Below are 15,909 nucleotides of genomic sequence, written 5' to 3' on the forward strand. Positions count from 1 at the left end.
CCTGAACGACAATTTCACTCCCAAGTATAACCGATTCGACAGCGGTCGCCAAGGGACACGCGTTTCAGCCTCCTGCGCCATCCGTTGGAACGTAAAAAGGGGTAAGCTAACCGAAAAAGTGCTCCAACCGAACCGGTTGGAGCTTCAATCGCGTGCTTTTCCCACCTCTCACTTCTCACCTCTAGTCAGCTGTCGATGTTGATTTTCATATCCTCAAAGTTACATTCCATCTCATAGCCGTGTTCCGAAACCGTACACCCCGATCGATACTGGGCGAGCCATTCGTTATATTGCTGGCTCAACATGTCGAAACGTTTTTTATCCCTGGCATCCAGTGCTTCATCAATCAGCCGTTTAAAACGGGCTTTCGTAAATTCATAGACGGAGTACTCCAGCATCATGCGCGCATAAAGCGCTTGCAAAACTTGCCTGGGTGCCCGATAACCCTTGCGGATCCCCTTTAACTTTTCAAACAGTTCACTTTCGTATGTTGAGGCTGTCATTGTGATCCCCCCTGGTTTGCCTCTCCCAAGGCTTCTAAATTTTAAAATGGGTCCACTGACGCTATTGCTTTTTTATTTTTCTTATACCCGGTTGGCCTCACTTCTAAACTTTAAAGAAAACTTGGCTTATCGCCAAGCCTGGCGAGCGTAGCCACATTGTTTCTTATCTGCTAAAGAAAAACTTTCTTCTTGCATGTACGAACATTCATTCGATATACTTACAGCAAAGAGGTGACGACATGTTCTTACGTAAAAAGGATGCTACGCTCATTCATTACGCCGTGATTTTGCCGTTGGTGAAAAAAACGTTTGAAAAAGACCATCTGCATTTGGAACAATACGTACACAGCAAGGCCCCCTACATGATTCTCGTTCACGAAGCGCTCACTTCCCTGCATAATGACCTCCGGCAACTCAAGCGTGTCCAGAAACAACGGGAGATTCGCGTCTACCTGGTCAATGCCGACGAGACATTTTCCACTTATGGTTATGTATGCAATCGCTACGAAGGGCAGAACCGCTATGTAAATGCCAATTTACAACGGCAAACCGAACGCTGCATGACCCGCTACCTTCAGGGCGCCCGGTTTTTCACGGACGAAGGGGCTTTACGGGAAAACCAGCGATAAAGACCATACATCCCGAAAAATACGATAAGCGCCACGCCCTGCAGAGCAAAAATATAGTATGGCCAGGGACCGAACCAGTCAAACGGCGACGGACCCGGCGGTTTTTCCATTAAATACATGTAGTTGCCGCCTACCCCCAGATTAAACAGAAACATGAGCGCCGCGTACCCGTTTAAATACAGCCACACCCAAAAGACCGAACGAAAACGGACCTGCATCTTTTCCACGGCCATCATATAGACGACAGCCACGATCACGAGGGCATGGGTAATAAAAAAATGCAGAAAACGAAAATGGGGAAAACCGTAATCGCCAACATCCGGAGTCAAAATCGTCAGGAACGCACTGCCCGCGCCAACGAAAAACGTGATCTCAAACCACGTCTGGCCGCGGGTGAGTAACATGAATATCGCCATGATCCAGGCAATACTGCTTAAATGAAAGGGCAACGCGAATGAAACGTCCCACACATCCCCTTGAATATACCACATCTGCAAAAGAACTTCCCCGACGATGAAAATTGCGACACAGCCAAAGCGCAAGAGATTTTGCCTTCCGGTTGAGCTTTGGAACCAGTTTCGCGCCAGCACAATCAACACGCAGACACCGACTAATGAAACGATCACACCTATATGCGCCGGCCCGAACATAGTAAACCCCGGCCCGTCATGGGTATACGCCCACCACCACATACAAATCCCCCTCCCTGGTGAAAAAGCGCCTGCAAGGGCTATTGCAGACGCCGAGGGTCAACCCTTGCTAACGCCGCCCCGTGATCATTTGGAAAATAAGAACGACCAGAGCGATCACGAGCAAAAGATGAATCAGCCCACCGGTCCCGCCGATAAACCCGAGCAGCCAAAGCACAACCAACACCGCGATAATTGTCCATAACATTTGCGCTTCCCCCTTGTCCCTGAATGATACAAGTATATTATGAAAGCGCCGTTAATATTAGCATTATTTTGTCCATTCCCCGCGGGGAGCCTGATTAAACGCATCCCTCATAGAAAAGAAAAGTAGTTGAGTTTGTTATAGGTCCTACCACATAACCATCAAGCACGGTTCATTTCACGTTGCAGTATTTCAAAAAAAGACGACACATGATAGGCATCTACGGTTGCATGATGAACCTTAATATTCACCGGCATTAGCAACTGTGAACCAACTTTTTCGTACTTTCCAATGGTAATCATTGGTGTTAAATTATTTTTGATAGCTCCCGGATGAGATGAAAAATGCTCAAAATGCGTCCAGGGAATTGATGAAATATTCACCACGTTGGGTGGAACATCTCCCATTGGTGCGATATCTGTTGTATTTGCATAGTCTTTTATAAGCCTTTTATACTCACGGTCAACGGATTGATAATCTGGTAATCCTTCCATCCATAAAGTATAAAATAACTCTGTTTCCTGATTAAGGTTTGTAAACGTTGGCATTAATGCTTGCCATTCTACTAATTGCTCATCTAGGTGGGCATACCTCAAATTCGGGATCTCGTTAACCGATTTAGTCAAATGAAAAATGGAGTAAGCGTAAAAACTTATAGACTCTGCTTTGCATTTATTAACTGCTCGAGTAACATCAATCTTTACTGTCATTTCAAACATTGTGTCTGTCGCCATAAAATACTCATAATAGCTTCTTCTTGAAAAATTCTCTAAATCAATGACTTGATAAGTCGTCATCTATTTCAACCTCTCATTTATTTCAACAATTTTCCCGATTTTGGTACAACTTTTATTCAATTATTCTTTTGATTCGCCTGTTACAAAACGTTTTCCTTTACCTCTTTATGACTCTGTGGCCAATTCCATATAAACACGTTCCTTAAAGCCTTTCATGAAAATCCTAGTTTTGTATATAATCGATAGGCGCTTTCATTCGTATCTAGTGGTCATTCCTCTAAATTATCCTTTAATTGCTTCGATTGGTGCAATATTCGAACTACTTCAATGTATTCTTCATGTATTCTATAGATAACCCTGTAGCTTTTTATTATTTTTTCTCTAATAAACTCAGAATTATACTTTGGTACCATTCTACCCGAATATGGGAATGCGGGGATTGAATCAACCATACCTACAATTTCCTGAGCAATGATCCTTGCATACCTCCCTGAATCCTTTTCAATATACAAACAAATGTTTTCTAAATCCTCAGCTGCCAATAATGACCATCTCAACTCAACCACTTACCCATACGCTCCTTCACTTGATCATGAGTAAGGTGCTTTCCTTCATCAAGTTGATTTAATCCGGCGTCAATTTTAGATTGGGCAAATATTTCCTCCATAATATCCTCATAAGTGACATCGTTGGGAAGTTCGTTTATCGCTTTTATAACCTCTTCTTTTATACTCATTTTCTCACCTCAGTTATTGATCTTTTCATTATTATAACTGATTTGGATCATCATTTCAGCGATCTGATCTCCTTGAAGTATTCCACAAAAGCGCCTGTTAGTTGTATAGAAAATGACTTTTACATTTTACCTATTCCGTGGGCAAGAATACTAATCTCAATTTCAAAAGTAAAAGAACCCAGCGCTTCTGCACTGGACTCCGGAAATCGTTCATTATTTTTTCTTTTTAATGCCCATAGGTTGATTGGCCGAGGCGGGCCAATCATCTCGTGCGAGAAGAGGTAGCCTGCTAACCGCTTCGTTCACTTTTTCCGGAAACGGGGCGGGGCGACCTGAATCCTGATCCATCCCCATGGTCATTTGCTCGCTCGTGGCGATCGTATCGTCTTGATCATTTTTCATGACAAACCAGAGATGCATGCGTTTAGGATCAAGGTCGAGAAGCGTTACAAACACTCGAAGCATTTGACCTTCTGTGGCCTCTGCTAAATACTTGAGATGCGTCTCCAACGTGAACATCGTATAGCCCTCTTCGAATCTGCCTTTTTCATCAAGGCCGATATGATCCATGAGGGCGTCCAAAGCTGTACTAAATACCTGTGCATAAGCTGCATCATTCATGTGCCCGTTGTAATCAACCCATTCGGCAAGGACAGTACCGTTCCAAACTTCCTTAGGATTCATTGCGCACCAACCTTTCCGAAGGCCAAAATCCCTCATCTTCCAGCAATTGCATCAGTTTGATCAAAAAGGAATCACGGCGATGTTCCATCTCCCGAACACTGCTTTCCCCGCTTTGGGCGCTCGTGCCCTCAATCACTTTTTGACTTAATTCTTCCGTGAGCTCGGGCGCTACCAAGCGTGTCCACGGAAGTTTAAGCGCGGGGCCGAACTGCTCCAGCATGTGGGACATCCCCTGATTTCCTCCTGCTAGATGAAGCGTTAAAAACGGACCCATGAGCGCCCAACGCAGGCCCGGGCCATAAACAATAGCTTTATCCACTTCTTCTGTCGTTGCCACGCCGTCATTCACAATATGAAGACTTTCCCGCCAAACAGCTTCCATGAGACGGTCCCCGATATGACCATCAATTTCGCCGGACATGACGAGTGGCTTCATGTTTAATTCATCATAAAACCCACGGGCTTTTTCCAATATCAAGCGCTCCGTATGATCTCCCCCTGCCAGCTCTACGAGAGGGATCAGGTAGACAGGGTTGAAGGGATGTGCCACGATCACCCGTTCCGGATGCTGCTCGCATGCTTTTTGCAGGACAGAAGGCTTGTATCCGGATGTGCTTGACGCGATAATAGCTGAAGCAGGTGCTACCGCGTCAATGTGAGCGAGTACTTGTTTTTTTACATCTTCTCGTTCCGGGACATTTTCTTGAATGAGATCCACGTGTTGAACGGCTGCTTCCAGCGTTTTTGTAAATGTCAAGTTTTCGAGGGAAGCCTGGTCGTTGATACCATGGGCGATAAGCGTTGGCCAGACCTTATCTAAATACTCTCTCGTCTCTTCCTCGGTTCCAGGAGCGGGGTCAAAGGCGAAAACCTTGTGTCCGTTGGCGATAAAACGGGCAATCCAGCCGTTTCCGATCACGCCTGTCCCAACGACAGCCATTGTTTTTTGTGTCATAAAGCACCTCTCTACTTTTCGAACGTCCGAAGGTTTAAAGATTCACGCGCTTCTTGAGGCGTCATGGGTTCTACGTTTATGTTCTGAAGAATATCCACGGCCTTGTCCACCAATTGAGCGTTCGTCCCCAGCACACCTTTTTCGAGATACAGGTTATCTTCCAGACCGACGCGCACATTTCCGCCAAGCAAAGCGGCCTGAGCCACCATCGGCAATTGCAAACGTCCGATACCAAAAGCTGACCAGCTTGCGCCTTCGACGATGCGATCCCGCATGTAGGTGATGGTTTCGGCATCTGCGGCTGCCCCCCACGGAATGCCCAAACAGAATTGATACATCGGGTCTCCATCGACCAATCCTTCTTGAATCAGCTGATTGGCTAATCGAAGCTGGCCTGTATCAAAAATCTCAAGCTCCGGCTTCACACCGCTTTCCTGGATCAGCGCAGCGTGCTCCCGCAACCAACCGGCCGGCCCCAGGTACACTTGATCGCCAAAATTGATGCTGCCGCAGTCAAGTGTACATATTTCCGGGAGTAACGTCTTCACAGGTTCATGGCGTTCCTTCGGCGTCTGGATATCAGTTCCCGCTCCTCCCGTAGTCGGATTGTCGAGGTCAGGAACGAAGTCCCCGCCACCACCGGCCGTGATATTAATGACCACATCCGTCTCCGAGTCGCGAATACGATCCACAACTTCCCGGAATAACTCCGGATCATGACTTAACCCCCCTGTTTCCGGATCACGTACGTGAATATGAGCGATCGCTGCGCCTGCTTTGGCCGATTCGATGGCCGCATCCGCGATTTCCTTAGATGTGATCGGAACATGAGGGCTTTTTTCAGTCGTCTCTCCTGCCCCAGTCACTGCTGCTGTAATCATCGTTTTTTTAGCCATTGATGTTCCTCCCTTTCCCTCTCTTTGTTCGTCGATTAACGGCTACCCAAACTGAGAATAGAGGAGAAATTAGTGTAACCGGACAATCGGAATTTAATTATACCCAGCAAATGCTAAAGTCCATTACTCCTTTTATATTAGTTCACTGAATGAATGATCTACTATTACTGATATCTCGATAGCTATCAGGTTTCCTATTTTTCATATACTGTAATTCAGGATCTAAGTTCTGCTTAATGGGTACGTTGACTGTTTTTATACCTGTGTGTTCGCCCATTTTAATATAATTTTGGCCAAAAGCATCATAAATAGCACTTTCTCCGAAATAGATGCTATCTCCCTCAAAACCCGTTCGATTACATATCGCTACGGGAATTTCATTTTCCATCGAGCGACTTTTTAAATAGGTTTCCTGATATGCTTGATATGGTTTCATATTAGCAGTGGAAACTAGTATAATATCTGCTTGATTAACTTTTAATGTTCTCATGGACTCTGGAAAATCTAGATCATAACAAATAATGAGACCTATTCTTCCAATCTCTGTGTCAAACACTTTAAAAGCATCACCGGCGAAAAACGTTTGTTTTTCTGGGCCCCAAGGGTGTACTTTTCTGTACACCCCCAGAACTTCCCCTTGGTTAGAAATAAGGCATGTCGAATTATAAGTTTTTCCGTCTTCGCCTAGCTCAGGCCATGCAAAAACACTATATATTTTCAACTCTTTACACCATTTTTGCATCTGATTCATGCTTTCTCCATGAACTGGTTCTATAAGCTTTTTAGCTTTAGCATGGATGTTACATCCAGTTAGACTTAATTCAGGGAAAAGGATTAAATCAGCATTTTGCTCAACAGCATTTTTCATTAATTGATTCATCTTATTTAAGTTCTGTTTTTTATTTCCTAACTCTGGGTTGAATTGCCCTAATGCTACCTTGATAATATGCCTCCTCGATGACCCCGTTACTCTATACCAACAAACTTATTCTCCCATCATCTCATCTACTCGGTCCTGATTGTTATCAATCCATTCACGGGCTACTTCCTCAGCGTCTCGATCTTCATTTTCGATTTGTACAATCATCTCTTCAATGTCTTCGATTGGGATGCTCCAGTTGCTTAACATATCATGAGCCTCTGGCGTATTAGCCTCCAGTTCATGATGAGCCACTACAAGTACAGTAGAGCCGCTAAATACCTCTGGGGTTTCTTCATTGGTTAGTATTTTAGCGTCTAAAAGATTGAACATGGTATGAGGCTCCCAACCATAAAACAGAACAGGCTCCTCATTTTCAATGTGTCGGGTTGCTTCAGCAAGCATAGCACCTTCGGAAGAATTGACTTGTTCAATATCCAAATCATACTCTTCGATCATCATATCAACACTATTCGTAGCTGGGTCACCCTCTTCAATTGAATACATCTGGTTATCAAAGAGCTCCTCATTACCTGCTATATCTCCAACATCATTGATATCTTCCATATACTCAGGTACAACCATGCCTGAATCAGCATCTTCGTAACTCACCGTAACCTGCTCAATCGTCTCTGAATATTCATCTAAATAATTTTCTTGATTTGGAAGCCAGGAGTCCATAAATACGTCTATATCTCCATTTGACATGCCAGTATAGACAGCACCGGCATCCGCTTCAGTTACTTCTGTTTCATATCCCATGTCTTCTAAAATCAGCATAGCAATTTCTGTAGGAGGTACTGTACTCGTCCATGGTGTCATGCCAAATGTTATTGTTTCATCTGCTTGTTCATTCGAGTTTTCCTCATTGCCATCTGCGTTACAACCTGAAATAATACTTCCAACTAGCACTATGGCAATAAAATTAAATGCTCGGTTTCTCATCGTATGACTCCCCTTATTTATAGTTTTTTGCCTATTCCTTGTGTTAACCGATCTAAAATAATGGCTAATACTACAATGGCTAATCCACCTGTTAATCCCTGTCCAACATTAACCTGGGATATTCCTGTTAATACTGTGGAACCCAACCCTGGTGCACCAATCATGGACGCTACGACTGCCATTGATAAAGCTAACATGATCGTTTGGTTAATCCCAGTCATGATCGATGGAAGGGCTAGAGGAAGTTGAATTTTGAATAAAAGTTGTCTTGACGTAGATCCAAATGCTGTAGATGCCTCTACCACTTCTTTTGATACTTGTCTAATACCTAAATTCGTCAATCTTACAGCAGGAGGCATGGCAAAGACAAATGTAGCAATAACTGCTGGTACACCTCCAAGCCCAAACAATAAAATGGCTGGAATAAGGTAAACAAATATGGGTAATGTTTGCATGAAATCTAATATTGGACGAATTAATTTATCTACAGTATTATTTTTTGACCCTAAAATACCTGTAGGTATTCCTATTATGATGGAAACAATTGTTGCAACAATAACAATGGATAGTGTCTCCATTGACTCCACCCAGAGGTCAACCGAACCTATGAACAGAAATCCAATGAAAGCGAACAAGGCTATCCCTTTCCCCGACAACCACCATAAAAGAAGAATGAATGTAATGGCTATCACTTCTGGAGGAATACTAGTCAGCATCCCTGTCACAATATCAACGAATGATTGTAGGATAGCACTTATCCCATCGAAAAAACCACCCAATTGAGGAAGTAACCAATCATAGACAAATGTATTGGTCCACTCTTCCAATGGCAGTTCAAAATAATTCATGGTGCTACCTCCTCGGCATCCTTTTTACCAAGTACTAATCCCGAGAGGATCGATACACGAGAAATAATGCCTAGAAACCTACCCTCATTCACTACTGCAATGGGGTATTTGGCATCAATAGCCATGCCGATTAAATCATCCAATGCCGTTTCGGAAGAAACAACGTGTACATCTTCGATTTGAACACTCTCCACTGGCATTTGTTCATTATAAGCTTTAATGGCATTATCAATGGTCAATAGCCCTTCAAAATGGTTATTTTTATTAACAACAAAGATACTAGAAGCGCCTACTTCCTCCATTTTTCGGACAGCTACACGTGGTCCATCCTTGTAATTATGAAGGACTTCAGGTGTATGCATCACCTGCGAAGCTTCCAAAATCTTAGATCTATTCACATCTTTAACAAATGTAGCAACATAATCATCTACAGGATTCTCTAAAATCTCTTCAGCTGACCCTATTTGGACAATCTTTCCATCCTTCATCACAGCTATACGATCTCCCAATTTAAGGGCTTCATCTAAATCATGTGTAATAAATAATACTGTTTTACCTAATTTGTTTTGTAATTGGATCAATTCATCTTGCATTTCTTTACGAATGATAGGATCCAACGCACTAAAAGCTTCATCCATTAATAGAATATCCGAATCATTCGTTAGGGCACGGGCTAAGCCAACACGTTGTTGCATCCCTCCACTTAACTCTTCTGGATAGCTGTTTTGATGACCACTTAAACCTACATCTTCTATAACTTTTTTTGCTACCCTTTCACGTTCTTCCTTATTTACGCCCCGTAGCTCTAACCCGTAAGCTACATTGTTAATAACCGTTCGGTGGGGTAATAAACCAAAGCCTTGGAAAACCATCGCTATCTTTTGACGCCTTGTTTTAATCAGCCCTGAATGGTTCATGGTTTTAATATCTTCGCCATCAATATATACTTCACCATCTGTAGGCTCAATCAACCGATTTACTAACCTGATTAATGTAGACTTTCCACTTCCTGATAGACCCATGATAACGAAAGTCTCTCCAGACTTGACTGAAAAAGAAACTTGATTTACACCTACGGTTTGCCCAGTCTTCTCAAGAATGTCATCTTTGGTTTCTCCGTTGTTCAGATATTCCAAACCTAGTTTAGGCCGAGACCCAAAAATTTTCGTTAAATGATTTACTTCAATTTTGTTCATGTCAAATTGAACTCCTCTTACACAAAAGTAAAATGCTGTATGTCTATTCATCGACCTACAGATCTGTTTTAAACTTCACATCCCCCTTTATACTGAAAATTTGGCGGCCGTTAGAATTACTTTTTTTTATCCTGTGATTCCGGACTTTTTACCGGCACTGCCTTTAAGATTTCCCCACTCTCAAAAAAAGCGACTAGTCGATTGATCCAATCATAATAAGCTGCCCAATCGTCAAGCTCTTGCTTTAATCTACTGATTTTTTCCTGTATCTCCGGAGATGGATCATCTTCCAAATTTTGTTCAAGTTTTGTTATATGATCACGTAAACGACGTTCCAAAGTTATATTTCTGCTTACAACCTCCTTCCAATTCGTTGTAAAAAGAGAAATAAAGGTCTGGATATAATTCGATTCGACTGTGTAATGCTCTTTGCGACTTCCTTTCACAAATTCTTTCTCTGCAATATTGAGTGCCATCATCTGCCGCATAACCTGACTCATACGTGTTTTGCTCATTCCTGTGCTCTCAGCAAGTTCATCAAGTGTCATTGGTGAACGATTCATATAAATAATTCCTAGTACTCGCCCGACTGTTGAAGACACCCCAAATGTCTCCATATTATCTGCGATCCGATCTGATATTTGGTTTTCAGCTTTCTCAACTTCCTTTAAAATTTCTTCGTTCGAATTTGGATGCATAGAATGCCTCCCTCTTACTTTTAGATCCAAGTGATACGTTACCATTCCATAGATTAAATACAAAATATCATTTCAGGGTCATATGAAGAGGATAAGGGCGAAATTTAGAGTTAAATCCGGTTATAAATCTTATAAACCTAAAATTTCATAGATTTTACGGATTGAACACTCCCTCTTTTATTACTAATATTTTAAATAATTAAAATTTTATTGTCGTACTTATACCCACCGATAACCGGAAAATGAGGATCAGTTATCCCGCTTTCCGGTGGTTTTTTTCTTTCCTGCACAGTAAAAAGTTTTGATCACTAAGAAGCTAGTGAATCATCCTCAAAATCAGGCGTTTCCTGCTTAGATTGAATTATTTGTGTTATGGATAAATGCGGATTTCGGGCAAACATGCGAAAAATAGATCGGTGCAAATAAGCCATAGCTGTGGCTTCGGAGACGATATCCTTCGACGGCGTCCGCAAATAGCGAAAGAAGAAGTTTGGCACACGATGGGAATAATGCACCGCGATGAGCTGCAAGAGACCCATAGCAATACAACTGCACATGACGAAGCCTTCAACGGCCTTGATCATCAAACGTATGTTTTCCTTGTCCTTCTCATTGACCACTTGCTCTAGGGGATGGGGCTCTTCTTTTTTTCGAAACCGGTTCAACTTGGGCATGGCTTTACTCCAAAACCGGTAGCTAAACCCACCGATGGCCTGTTTCATTTCACGGAACGTCCCCTCGATCTTGAACCGGTATCCATACAGGTGAATAATGTCCGTGGCAGCAAACGTGCGGTCAGTGCTCACCAGAATAACCAACTTCCCGTTATGGTTGACCAAGACAAAGCGTAGTTCCTGATAAAGCCCTTTTCCCCATAGCAAATCCAAGCAGAGATAGTGTACCGTCTCTTCCTTGCCGTACAGGGTGACGGTGGCGGTTTCAAACTCGGATGCGCGGGTTTGTAATAGCTCCTTCAATTTGATGACAGCACCCTTCTTCCGCGGACGGCCCCGCCCTCCCTTCCGGGCGGGAGGTGCTTCATAAGCCACCGCGTTTGACTTGGCTTGGGTTACAATATGCATATGGGCGTCTTCGGACTGATTCCACTGGATCCACCGTTTAAGCGCCGGCACGGTCAGAAAGTAGCGATCTAACAACAGCAGTGTTTGATCGAACGTTTTTGTCGCCGCAAAACCCTGATCAATCATCTGCACGACATATGAATCCTGCCGCTACAATGAGGCTTCGTTCCAGCCGAAAATGGTTTTCACCCCATCTTGGAGGTTCATGAACAATGGCAAGCAGAACCATTTCTGCGCGTTCCCCATGAGAACGCCGGTGGCACCAAATAAATGGCCCGAAGATGTACGCGACTTTGGAGGAATTTTCGGATTCCTGATGGAGTTTTTTAACGCCGGGCATGTGACGAGCTTCCTTGCCCAGTTTCATCCCGTCTCCTACAAGGGCGACCCTCCCATTGAGACGGAAAAGGGGGGCGATGCGTTTGACCACCTCAAGCCACTTCAATCGCAGGGATTCCAACGACCACGCGGTGGAGCGAAAGAAATGCATCAGCGTTTCGTAACGCTGAGCGGGTAGCAAGAGATCGCGCATGACAGAGGTAACACCCAGATGATCCGAGCGCAGCATCAAACCCATGATGACGATGACGAACCAATGGTAGGTTTTCTCCCGGGTAAAGCACGGACGAAATTCACAAAGGATAGCATTGATATATTTTAGCATGAGTATGGTCAATCGCCTGAAAATAGGGTACACTTTCACTATAACCCTTTCAGCGATCTGATCTCCTTTCTGGCTTGTTAGGATATCAGTACCTTCGCCGGAAAGGGTTATTTTTCCTGGTAAAAACTGATAGAACTTTTCACTGTCCAGTTCTTTCTATAAAAATTGCAGCAACATCGTGGCGATCGAGAAATAAATCGTAATCGACACGACGTCGATAAATGTCGTGATAAACGGACCGGAAGCAATCGCAGGGTCCAGTTTAAGGCGATTGATAATCAACGGGACGATCGATCCGATCACAGCCGCGAGCCCTAGCGAAATGAATACCGAGAATCCGACGATAAAGGCCAATAACAGCTGTCCGTCGTAGAGAAGCGGGATGATGACGAGCAAAGCCAGGGCGCAGGTGATGCCAATCAACAATCCCGTGCCTAATTCCCGAACGAGGGAGCGTAAGAGACCCTTTCTTTCAAAGTTGCCAAGGGCCAGCCCGCGAACGACGACGGCAAGGGATTGGGTGCCGACATTTCCGGCTGAACCCATCAACATCGGGATAAATGCCGAGAGGAGGACGACCTGTTCGAGCGTTTCTTCGAATTGGCCGATAATCCCGGCGGTAATCATCCCCAAAAACATGAGCAAAATAATCCAGGGTGTTCGCTTCTTCGCGGCTTTGAATGCCGACAGACTGGCATCGGTGGCCCCTCGCGTCGTTGAAAATTCAGCGAGATCTTCGGTGGCTTCTTCTTCAAGCACATCGATCACATCATCAACCGTAACAATCCCGAGCAGATGATTATGCGTGGACACAACGGGTGCCGCGAGGAAATCATATTTTTGTATCAACCGTGCCACATCTTCCTGGTCATCATTAATATGGACGGAGACGACACGACGGCTCATCACATTTCCCACCCGTTCATCCAAGGAAGCAACCATGAGATCGCGGAGAGAAACGACACCGGTTAGTTTTTCATTTTCATCGACGACATAAAGATAATAGATCATTTCCGCGTCCGGTGCTTCCCCGCGCAACCGGTTTAAAACGTCACCGACTTTTTCCGTTTCATGAAGATGGACGGACTCTTTCGTCATAATCGCCCCGGCGGTTTCTTCTTCGTAGGCGAGTAGCTCCTTGACGTCTTCGGCATCTTCCACGTCCATGTCGGTTAAAATGTCCTGGCGTTCTTTCTCTTCCAGTTCACCGAGAAAATCGGCGACATCATCGGCATTCATATGATTAAAGACATCGCTCATATCCTTGTTTTCCCATTCAAGAACCATGTCTTTTTGTTCTTCAAGCTCCAGCTCTTCAAATATCTCCGCGATTTCCGCGGGCGTCATGATCCCATAAAAACGCGTACGATTCTCTTCTGTCATCTGTTGAACGACTTCAACCTGATCGACGGGATGGAGATCGAGAAACTTCGAGCGAAAGACGGTCTCCTCTCCGTCCCGGAGCAACTCCAGCAAATATTGGCTGTAGGCAGCACGCGTTTCATCATTTAATTTAACCATTCGTTTCCCCTCCTAACAGCCAAATAAAAAACGCCTTTTTACATACGAAAGGCGGCTCACATAAGCAGACGACAGTATTATCTGCTCCGTCGTAGAGCTTTAGCACTGCGTGGCATAGGCCTTTGCCAGCTGCATTAAAAATCACCTTAGCTCGATGACTTCTGTTCACCCATTGGCGTCTTTGGACATTTTTGGGCAGCAGCATGTCTCCACGCAGGAACCTCACCTAACGAGAGGTTATCCTTTTTAACTGATTCATTGCCGCTTTTGACTATACAGAGGGAAAAAGAGACTGTCAACCACCACTCAAATTTTACGTATGGAAATGATTCCTCTGCAAACAATAAATTCGGGAGGTGAATCGATGCGTAAACGGAAAAAAGAGCTCACGCAAAACCATGAACATAATGTTAAGGCCGTGAACGAGAAACTCCGAGCTGATAAAAATTTTGACATTGTCGAACAGGAACACCACTTCGGGGGGCGGGCCATGGCCCTTTATGCCGTCGATGGGTTCTCGAATGATCTCGTTATCACCAAAATCCTTGAGCATCTATCCAAATTAGACGTAGATGCTCTCTCTCATGACCCGATTACACGCCTGGAGGAGCGCATGCTCCCCAATATAGAAATTGAACGGGAAGACAAGCTGGACCCATTAGTATCGGAAATCCTGTCCGGTCAGGCCGCTTTAATCGTAGAAGGATGCGATGAAGCCATACTCCTGGACATACGGGAGTATCCTGTCCGCGAACCCCAGGAACCCGACATGGAACGTGTCGCGCGCGGTGCCAAAGATGGTTTTGTGGAAACCCTCGTCTTTAATACAGCGCTCGTGCGCCGCCGCATCCGCGACCCCGGTTTGATTATGGAAGCCATGGAGGTCGGGCGCCGTTCGAAAACAGATATTGCCCTTAGTTACATCGATACCATTGCCGACCCCGAGCTCATTCGGCGAATAAAAAAGAAAATCGAAGCGATCGATATCGACGGCTTGCCGATGGCGGACAAGACGATTGAAGAATTTCTCATCAAGGAAAACTTCGCCCCCTTCCCGCAAGTCCGTTATACGGAACGCCCTGATACGGCAGCGGTTCACTTGCTGGAAGGAAATGTGATGGTATTCGTCGACGGTTCCAATGTCGGCATGATCATGCCCACCACCTTTTGGGATCATATGCAACACGCGGAAGAATACCGGCAAGAGCCGATCGTTGGTTTTTTTCTACGCTGGGTTCGGTTTTTGGCTGTTTTCATGTCCATCTTTCTCGTTCCGCTTTGGTTTCTGATGAGCCAAAACGAAGGACTCGGGCCACAAGCCTGGGATTTCATCGGCGTCGAAGAAGAATATAATATCCCGCTGTTTTGGCAATTGCTCGTCGCCGAGTTCGGTTTACAAGTCTTGCGAATGGCCGCGATTCACACCCCGGATGCGCTGGCGACAGCCCTCAGTCTCGTCGCTGCCATCCTCATCGGCGAAATTGGCATCGAAGTAGGTGTGTTCACGGGAGAAGTGGTCCTTTACGTAGCGGTCTCTGCCATGGGCGGATACGCAACTCCCAGTTACGAATTAGGTTTATTTAACGGGCTTTTGCGCATTCTGCTTATCCTTAGTGCCGGTTTCTTCTCTGCGAACGGGTTTTTGATCGTCACAACGATCGTTTTCTTATGGCTCGTCAAGACGAAAATCCTGAATTCACCTTACATGTGGCCGTTTATCCCTTTTAATGCCAAAGCAATGGCCGATATTGTCTTTAGGCCTCCATACACGGTTAAAAATCACCGTCCTTCCTATACCCACCCCCTGGATTCGAAACGACAATCAAAATGAGGAAAGGTTTATATACCTTTCCTTTTTTCGCAGATAAGAAACCATCATGGCGGCTGAGCATACCGCCACCATCTATCATGAAAACAACTGATTTAGCGCAAAAAGTATAATCGTGACATATGTTGGTTATACTGATTGGTTTGCGCTGCTCCAATAATGGTTGTTTTCATA

19 protein-coding genes and 1 riboswitch are annotated in these 15,909 nt (G+C 44.6%); of the genes, 2 read left to right on the forward strand and 17 right to left on the reverse strand.

Annotated features, from left to right (window positions below):
• Window positions 1-185 precede the first annotated feature (185 nt).
• Window positions 186-503 (reverse strand): IDEAL domain-containing protein, encoded by a 318-nt coding sequence (locus BLS58_RS05005; protein ID WP_090396624.1) that lies wholly within the window; start codon window positions 501-503, stop codon window positions 186-188.
• Window positions 504-742: 239 nt separating this feature from the next.
• Here BLS58_RS05005 and BLS58_RS05010 point away from each other — a divergent pair, with 239 nt between their 5' ends.
• On the forward strand, window positions 743-1,132 hold the full coding sequence (locus BLS58_RS05010) for a YhjD family protein (RefSeq protein ID WP_090396626.1): 390 nt from the start codon (window positions 743-745) through the stop codon (window positions 1,130-1,132).
• Here the strand turns inward: BLS58_RS05010 and BLS58_RS05015 are convergent.
• The 16 genes from BLS58_RS05015 to mgtE all read right to left on the reverse strand — a co-directional run bounded on the left by BLS58_RS05015 (window position 1,078) and on the right by mgtE (window position 13,907).
• On the reverse strand, window positions 1,078-1,824 hold the full coding sequence (locus BLS58_RS05015; protein ID WP_090396627.1) for a YwaF family protein: 747 nt from the start codon (window positions 1,822-1,824) through the stop codon (window positions 1,078-1,080). The two genes, BLS58_RS05010 and BLS58_RS05015, sit on opposite strands and share 55 nt — an antisense overlap.
• A gap of 67 nt (window positions 1,825-1,891) precedes the next feature.
• A complete protein-coding gene (locus BLS58_RS17185; protein ID WP_143018869.1) occupies window positions 1,892-2,029 on the reverse strand; it encodes a lmo0937 family membrane protein in 138 nt (45 codons plus the stop codon).
• A 158-nt stretch (window positions 2,030-2,187) separates the two neighbouring features.
• A complete protein-coding gene (locus BLS58_RS05020) occupies window positions 2,188-2,823 on the reverse strand; it encodes a CatA-like O-acetyltransferase (RefSeq protein WP_090396629.1) in 636 nt (211 codons plus the stop codon).
• 209 nt (window positions 2,824-3,032) lie between these two features.
• On the reverse strand, window positions 3,033-3,329 hold the full coding sequence (locus BLS58_RS05025; protein WP_090396631.1) for a type II toxin-antitoxin system RelE/ParE family toxin: 297 nt from the start codon (window positions 3,327-3,329) through the stop codon (window positions 3,033-3,035).
• A complete protein-coding gene (locus tag BLS58_RS05030; protein WP_090396633.1) occupies window positions 3,317-3,499 on the reverse strand; it encodes a hypothetical protein in 183 nt (60 codons plus the stop codon). Before BLS58_RS05030 ends, BLS58_RS05025 begins: the two co-directional genes overlap by 13 nt.
• 213 nt (window positions 3,500-3,712) lie before the next feature.
• Window positions 3,713-4,183, reverse strand: coding sequence for a thioesterase family protein (locus BLS58_RS05035; protein WP_090396635.1), 471 nt, complete (start codon window positions 4,181-4,183; stop codon window positions 3,713-3,715).
• Window positions 4,173-5,138 carry a 3-hydroxyacyl-CoA dehydrogenase NAD-binding domain-containing protein gene (locus tag BLS58_RS05040; RefSeq protein ID WP_090396637.1) on the reverse strand — a complete coding sequence of 322 codons (966 nt, stop codon included), beginning with the start codon at window positions 5,136-5,138 and terminating at the stop codon, window positions 4,173-4,175. The genes BLS58_RS05035 and BLS58_RS05040 overlap by 11 nt, the downstream gene beginning before the upstream one ends.
• A gap of 11 nt (window positions 5,139-5,149) precedes the next feature.
• On the reverse strand, window positions 5,150-6,034 hold the full coding sequence (locus tag BLS58_RS05045) for a beta-keto acid cleavage family enzyme (RefSeq protein ID WP_090396638.1): 885 nt from the start codon (window positions 6,032-6,034) through the stop codon (window positions 5,150-5,152).
• Window positions 6,035-6,176: 142 nt separating this feature from the next.
• Entirely contained in the window at window positions 6,177-6,980 is an 804-nt protein-coding gene (locus BLS58_RS05050) for a nitrilase-related carbon-nitrogen hydrolase (RefSeq protein ID WP_090396639.1), read from the reverse strand.
• Between the two features lie 39 nt (window positions 6,981-7,019).
• Complete coding sequence (locus BLS58_RS05055; RefSeq protein ID WP_090396641.1) at window positions 7,020-7,898, reverse strand: glycine betaine ABC transporter substrate-binding protein; 879 nt, start codon at window positions 7,896-7,898, stop codon at window positions 7,020-7,022.
• A gap of 17 nt (window positions 7,899-7,915) precedes the next feature.
• Window positions 7,916-8,746 carry an ABC transporter permease gene (locus BLS58_RS05060; protein ID WP_090396642.1) on the reverse strand — a complete coding sequence of 277 codons (831 nt, stop codon included), beginning with the start codon at window positions 8,744-8,746 and terminating at the stop codon, window positions 7,916-7,918.
• Window positions 8,743-9,942 (reverse strand): quaternary amine ABC transporter ATP-binding protein, encoded by a 1,200-nt coding sequence (locus BLS58_RS05065; protein ID WP_090396643.1) that lies wholly within the window; start codon window positions 9,940-9,942, stop codon window positions 8,743-8,745. Before BLS58_RS05065 ends, BLS58_RS05060 begins: the two co-directional genes overlap by 4 nt.
• Window positions 9,943-10,058: 116 nt before the next feature.
• Complete coding sequence (locus BLS58_RS05070; RefSeq protein ID WP_090396644.1) at window positions 10,059-10,640, reverse strand: GbsR/MarR family transcriptional regulator; 582 nt, start codon at window positions 10,638-10,640, stop codon at window positions 10,059-10,061.
• Between the two features lie 308 nt (window positions 10,641-10,948).
• On the reverse strand, window positions 10,949-11,848 hold the full coding sequence (locus BLS58_RS17800) for a transposase (RefSeq protein WP_218126167.1): 900 nt from the start codon (window positions 11,846-11,848) through the stop codon (window positions 10,949-10,951).
• Complete coding sequence (locus tag BLS58_RS17805; RefSeq protein WP_218126147.1) at window positions 11,841-12,386, reverse strand: transposase; 546 nt, start codon at window positions 12,384-12,386, stop codon at window positions 11,841-11,843. Before BLS58_RS17805 ends, BLS58_RS17800 begins: the two co-directional genes overlap by 8 nt.
• A gap of 156 nt (window positions 12,387-12,542) precedes the next feature.
• Complete coding sequence (gene mgtE / locus BLS58_RS05080) at window positions 12,543-13,907, reverse strand: magnesium transporter (protein WP_090396645.1); 1,365 nt, start codon at window positions 13,905-13,907, stop codon at window positions 12,543-12,545.
• A gap of 77 nt (window positions 13,908-13,984) precedes the next feature.
• A riboswitch (M-box (ykoK) riboswitch) is annotated at window positions 13,985-14,148 on the reverse strand.
• Window positions 14,149-14,271: 123 nt separating this feature from the next.
• On the opposite strand from mgtE, the gene BLS58_RS05090 reads away from it, so the two are divergent.
• A complete protein-coding gene (locus tag BLS58_RS05090) occupies window positions 14,272-15,738 on the forward strand; it encodes a spore germination protein (RefSeq protein WP_090396648.1) in 1,467 nt (488 codons plus the stop codon).
• Window positions 15,739-15,909 lie beyond the last annotated feature (171 nt).

This window comes from Natribacillus halophilus (genome assembly GCF_900100185.1).
Taxonomy (GTDB): Bacteria; Bacillota; Bacilli; order Bacillales; family Marinococcaceae; genus Natribacillus; species Natribacillus halophilus.

What these genes read in the sequence shown, in the direction of transcription:
- BLS58_RS05005 (WP_090396624.1), bottom strand. Translation starts at nt 503, where the DNA reads ATGACAGCCTCAACATACGAAAGTGAACTGTTTGAAAAGTTAAAGGGG.
- BLS58_RS05010 (WP_090396626.1), top strand. Translation starts at nt 743, where the DNA reads ATGTTCTTACGTAAAAAGGATGCTACGCTCATTCATTACGCCGTGATT.
- BLS58_RS05015 (WP_090396627.1), bottom strand. Translation starts at nt 1,824, where the DNA reads ATGTGGTGGTGGGCGTATACCCATGACGGGCCGGGGTTTACTATGTTC.
- BLS58_RS17185 (WP_143018869.1), bottom strand. Translation starts at nt 2,029, where the DNA reads ATGTTATGGACAATTATCGCGGTGTTGGTTGTGCTTTGGCTGCTCGGG.
- BLS58_RS05020 (WP_090396629.1), bottom strand. Translation starts at nt 2,823, where the DNA reads ATGACGACTTATCAAGTCATTGATTTAGAGAATTTTTCAAGAAGAAGC.
- BLS58_RS05030 (WP_090396633.1), bottom strand. Translation starts at nt 3,499, where the DNA reads ATGAGTATAAAAGAAGAGGTTATAAAAGCGATAAACGAACTTCCCAAC.
- BLS58_RS05035 (WP_090396635.1), bottom strand. Translation starts at nt 4,183, where the DNA reads ATGAATCCTAAGGAAGTTTGGAACGGTACTGTCCTTGCCGAATGGGTT.
- BLS58_RS05040 (WP_090396637.1), bottom strand. Translation starts at nt 5,138, where the DNA reads ATGACACAAAAAACAATGGCTGTCGTTGGGACAGGCGTGATCGGAAAC.
- BLS58_RS05045 (WP_090396638.1), bottom strand. Translation starts at nt 6,034, where the DNA reads ATGGCTAAAAAAACGATGATTACAGCAGCAGTGACTGGGGCAGGAGAG.
- BLS58_RS05055 (WP_090396641.1), bottom strand. Translation starts at nt 7,898, where the DNA reads ATGAGAAACCGAGCATTTAATTTTATTGCCATAGTGCTAGTTGGAAGT.
- BLS58_RS05060 (WP_090396642.1), bottom strand. Translation starts at nt 8,746, where the DNA reads ATGAATTATTTTGAACTGCCATTGGAAGAGTGGACCAATACATTTGTC.
- BLS58_RS05065 (WP_090396643.1), bottom strand. Translation starts at nt 9,942, where the DNA reads ATGAACAAAATTGAAGTAAATCATTTAACGAAAATTTTTGGGTCTCGG.
- BLS58_RS05070 (WP_090396644.1), bottom strand. Translation starts at nt 10,640, where the DNA reads ATGCATCCAAATTCGAACGAAGAAATTTTAAAGGAAGTTGAGAAAGCT.
- BLS58_RS17800 (WP_218126167.1), bottom strand. Translation starts at nt 11,848, where the DNA reads ATGATTGATCAGGGTTTTGCGGCGACAAAAACGTTCGATCAAACACTG.
- BLS58_RS17805 (WP_218126147.1), bottom strand. Translation starts at nt 12,386, where the DNA reads ATGCTAAAATATATCAATGCTATCCTTTGTGAATTTCGTCCGTGCTTT.
- mgtE (WP_090396645.1), bottom strand. Translation starts at nt 13,907, where the DNA reads ATGGTTAAATTAAATGATGAAACGCGTGCTGCCTACAGCCAATATTTG.
- BLS58_RS05090 (WP_090396648.1), top strand. Translation starts at nt 14,272, where the DNA reads ATGCGTAAACGGAAAAAAGAGCTCACGCAAAACCATGAACATAATGTT.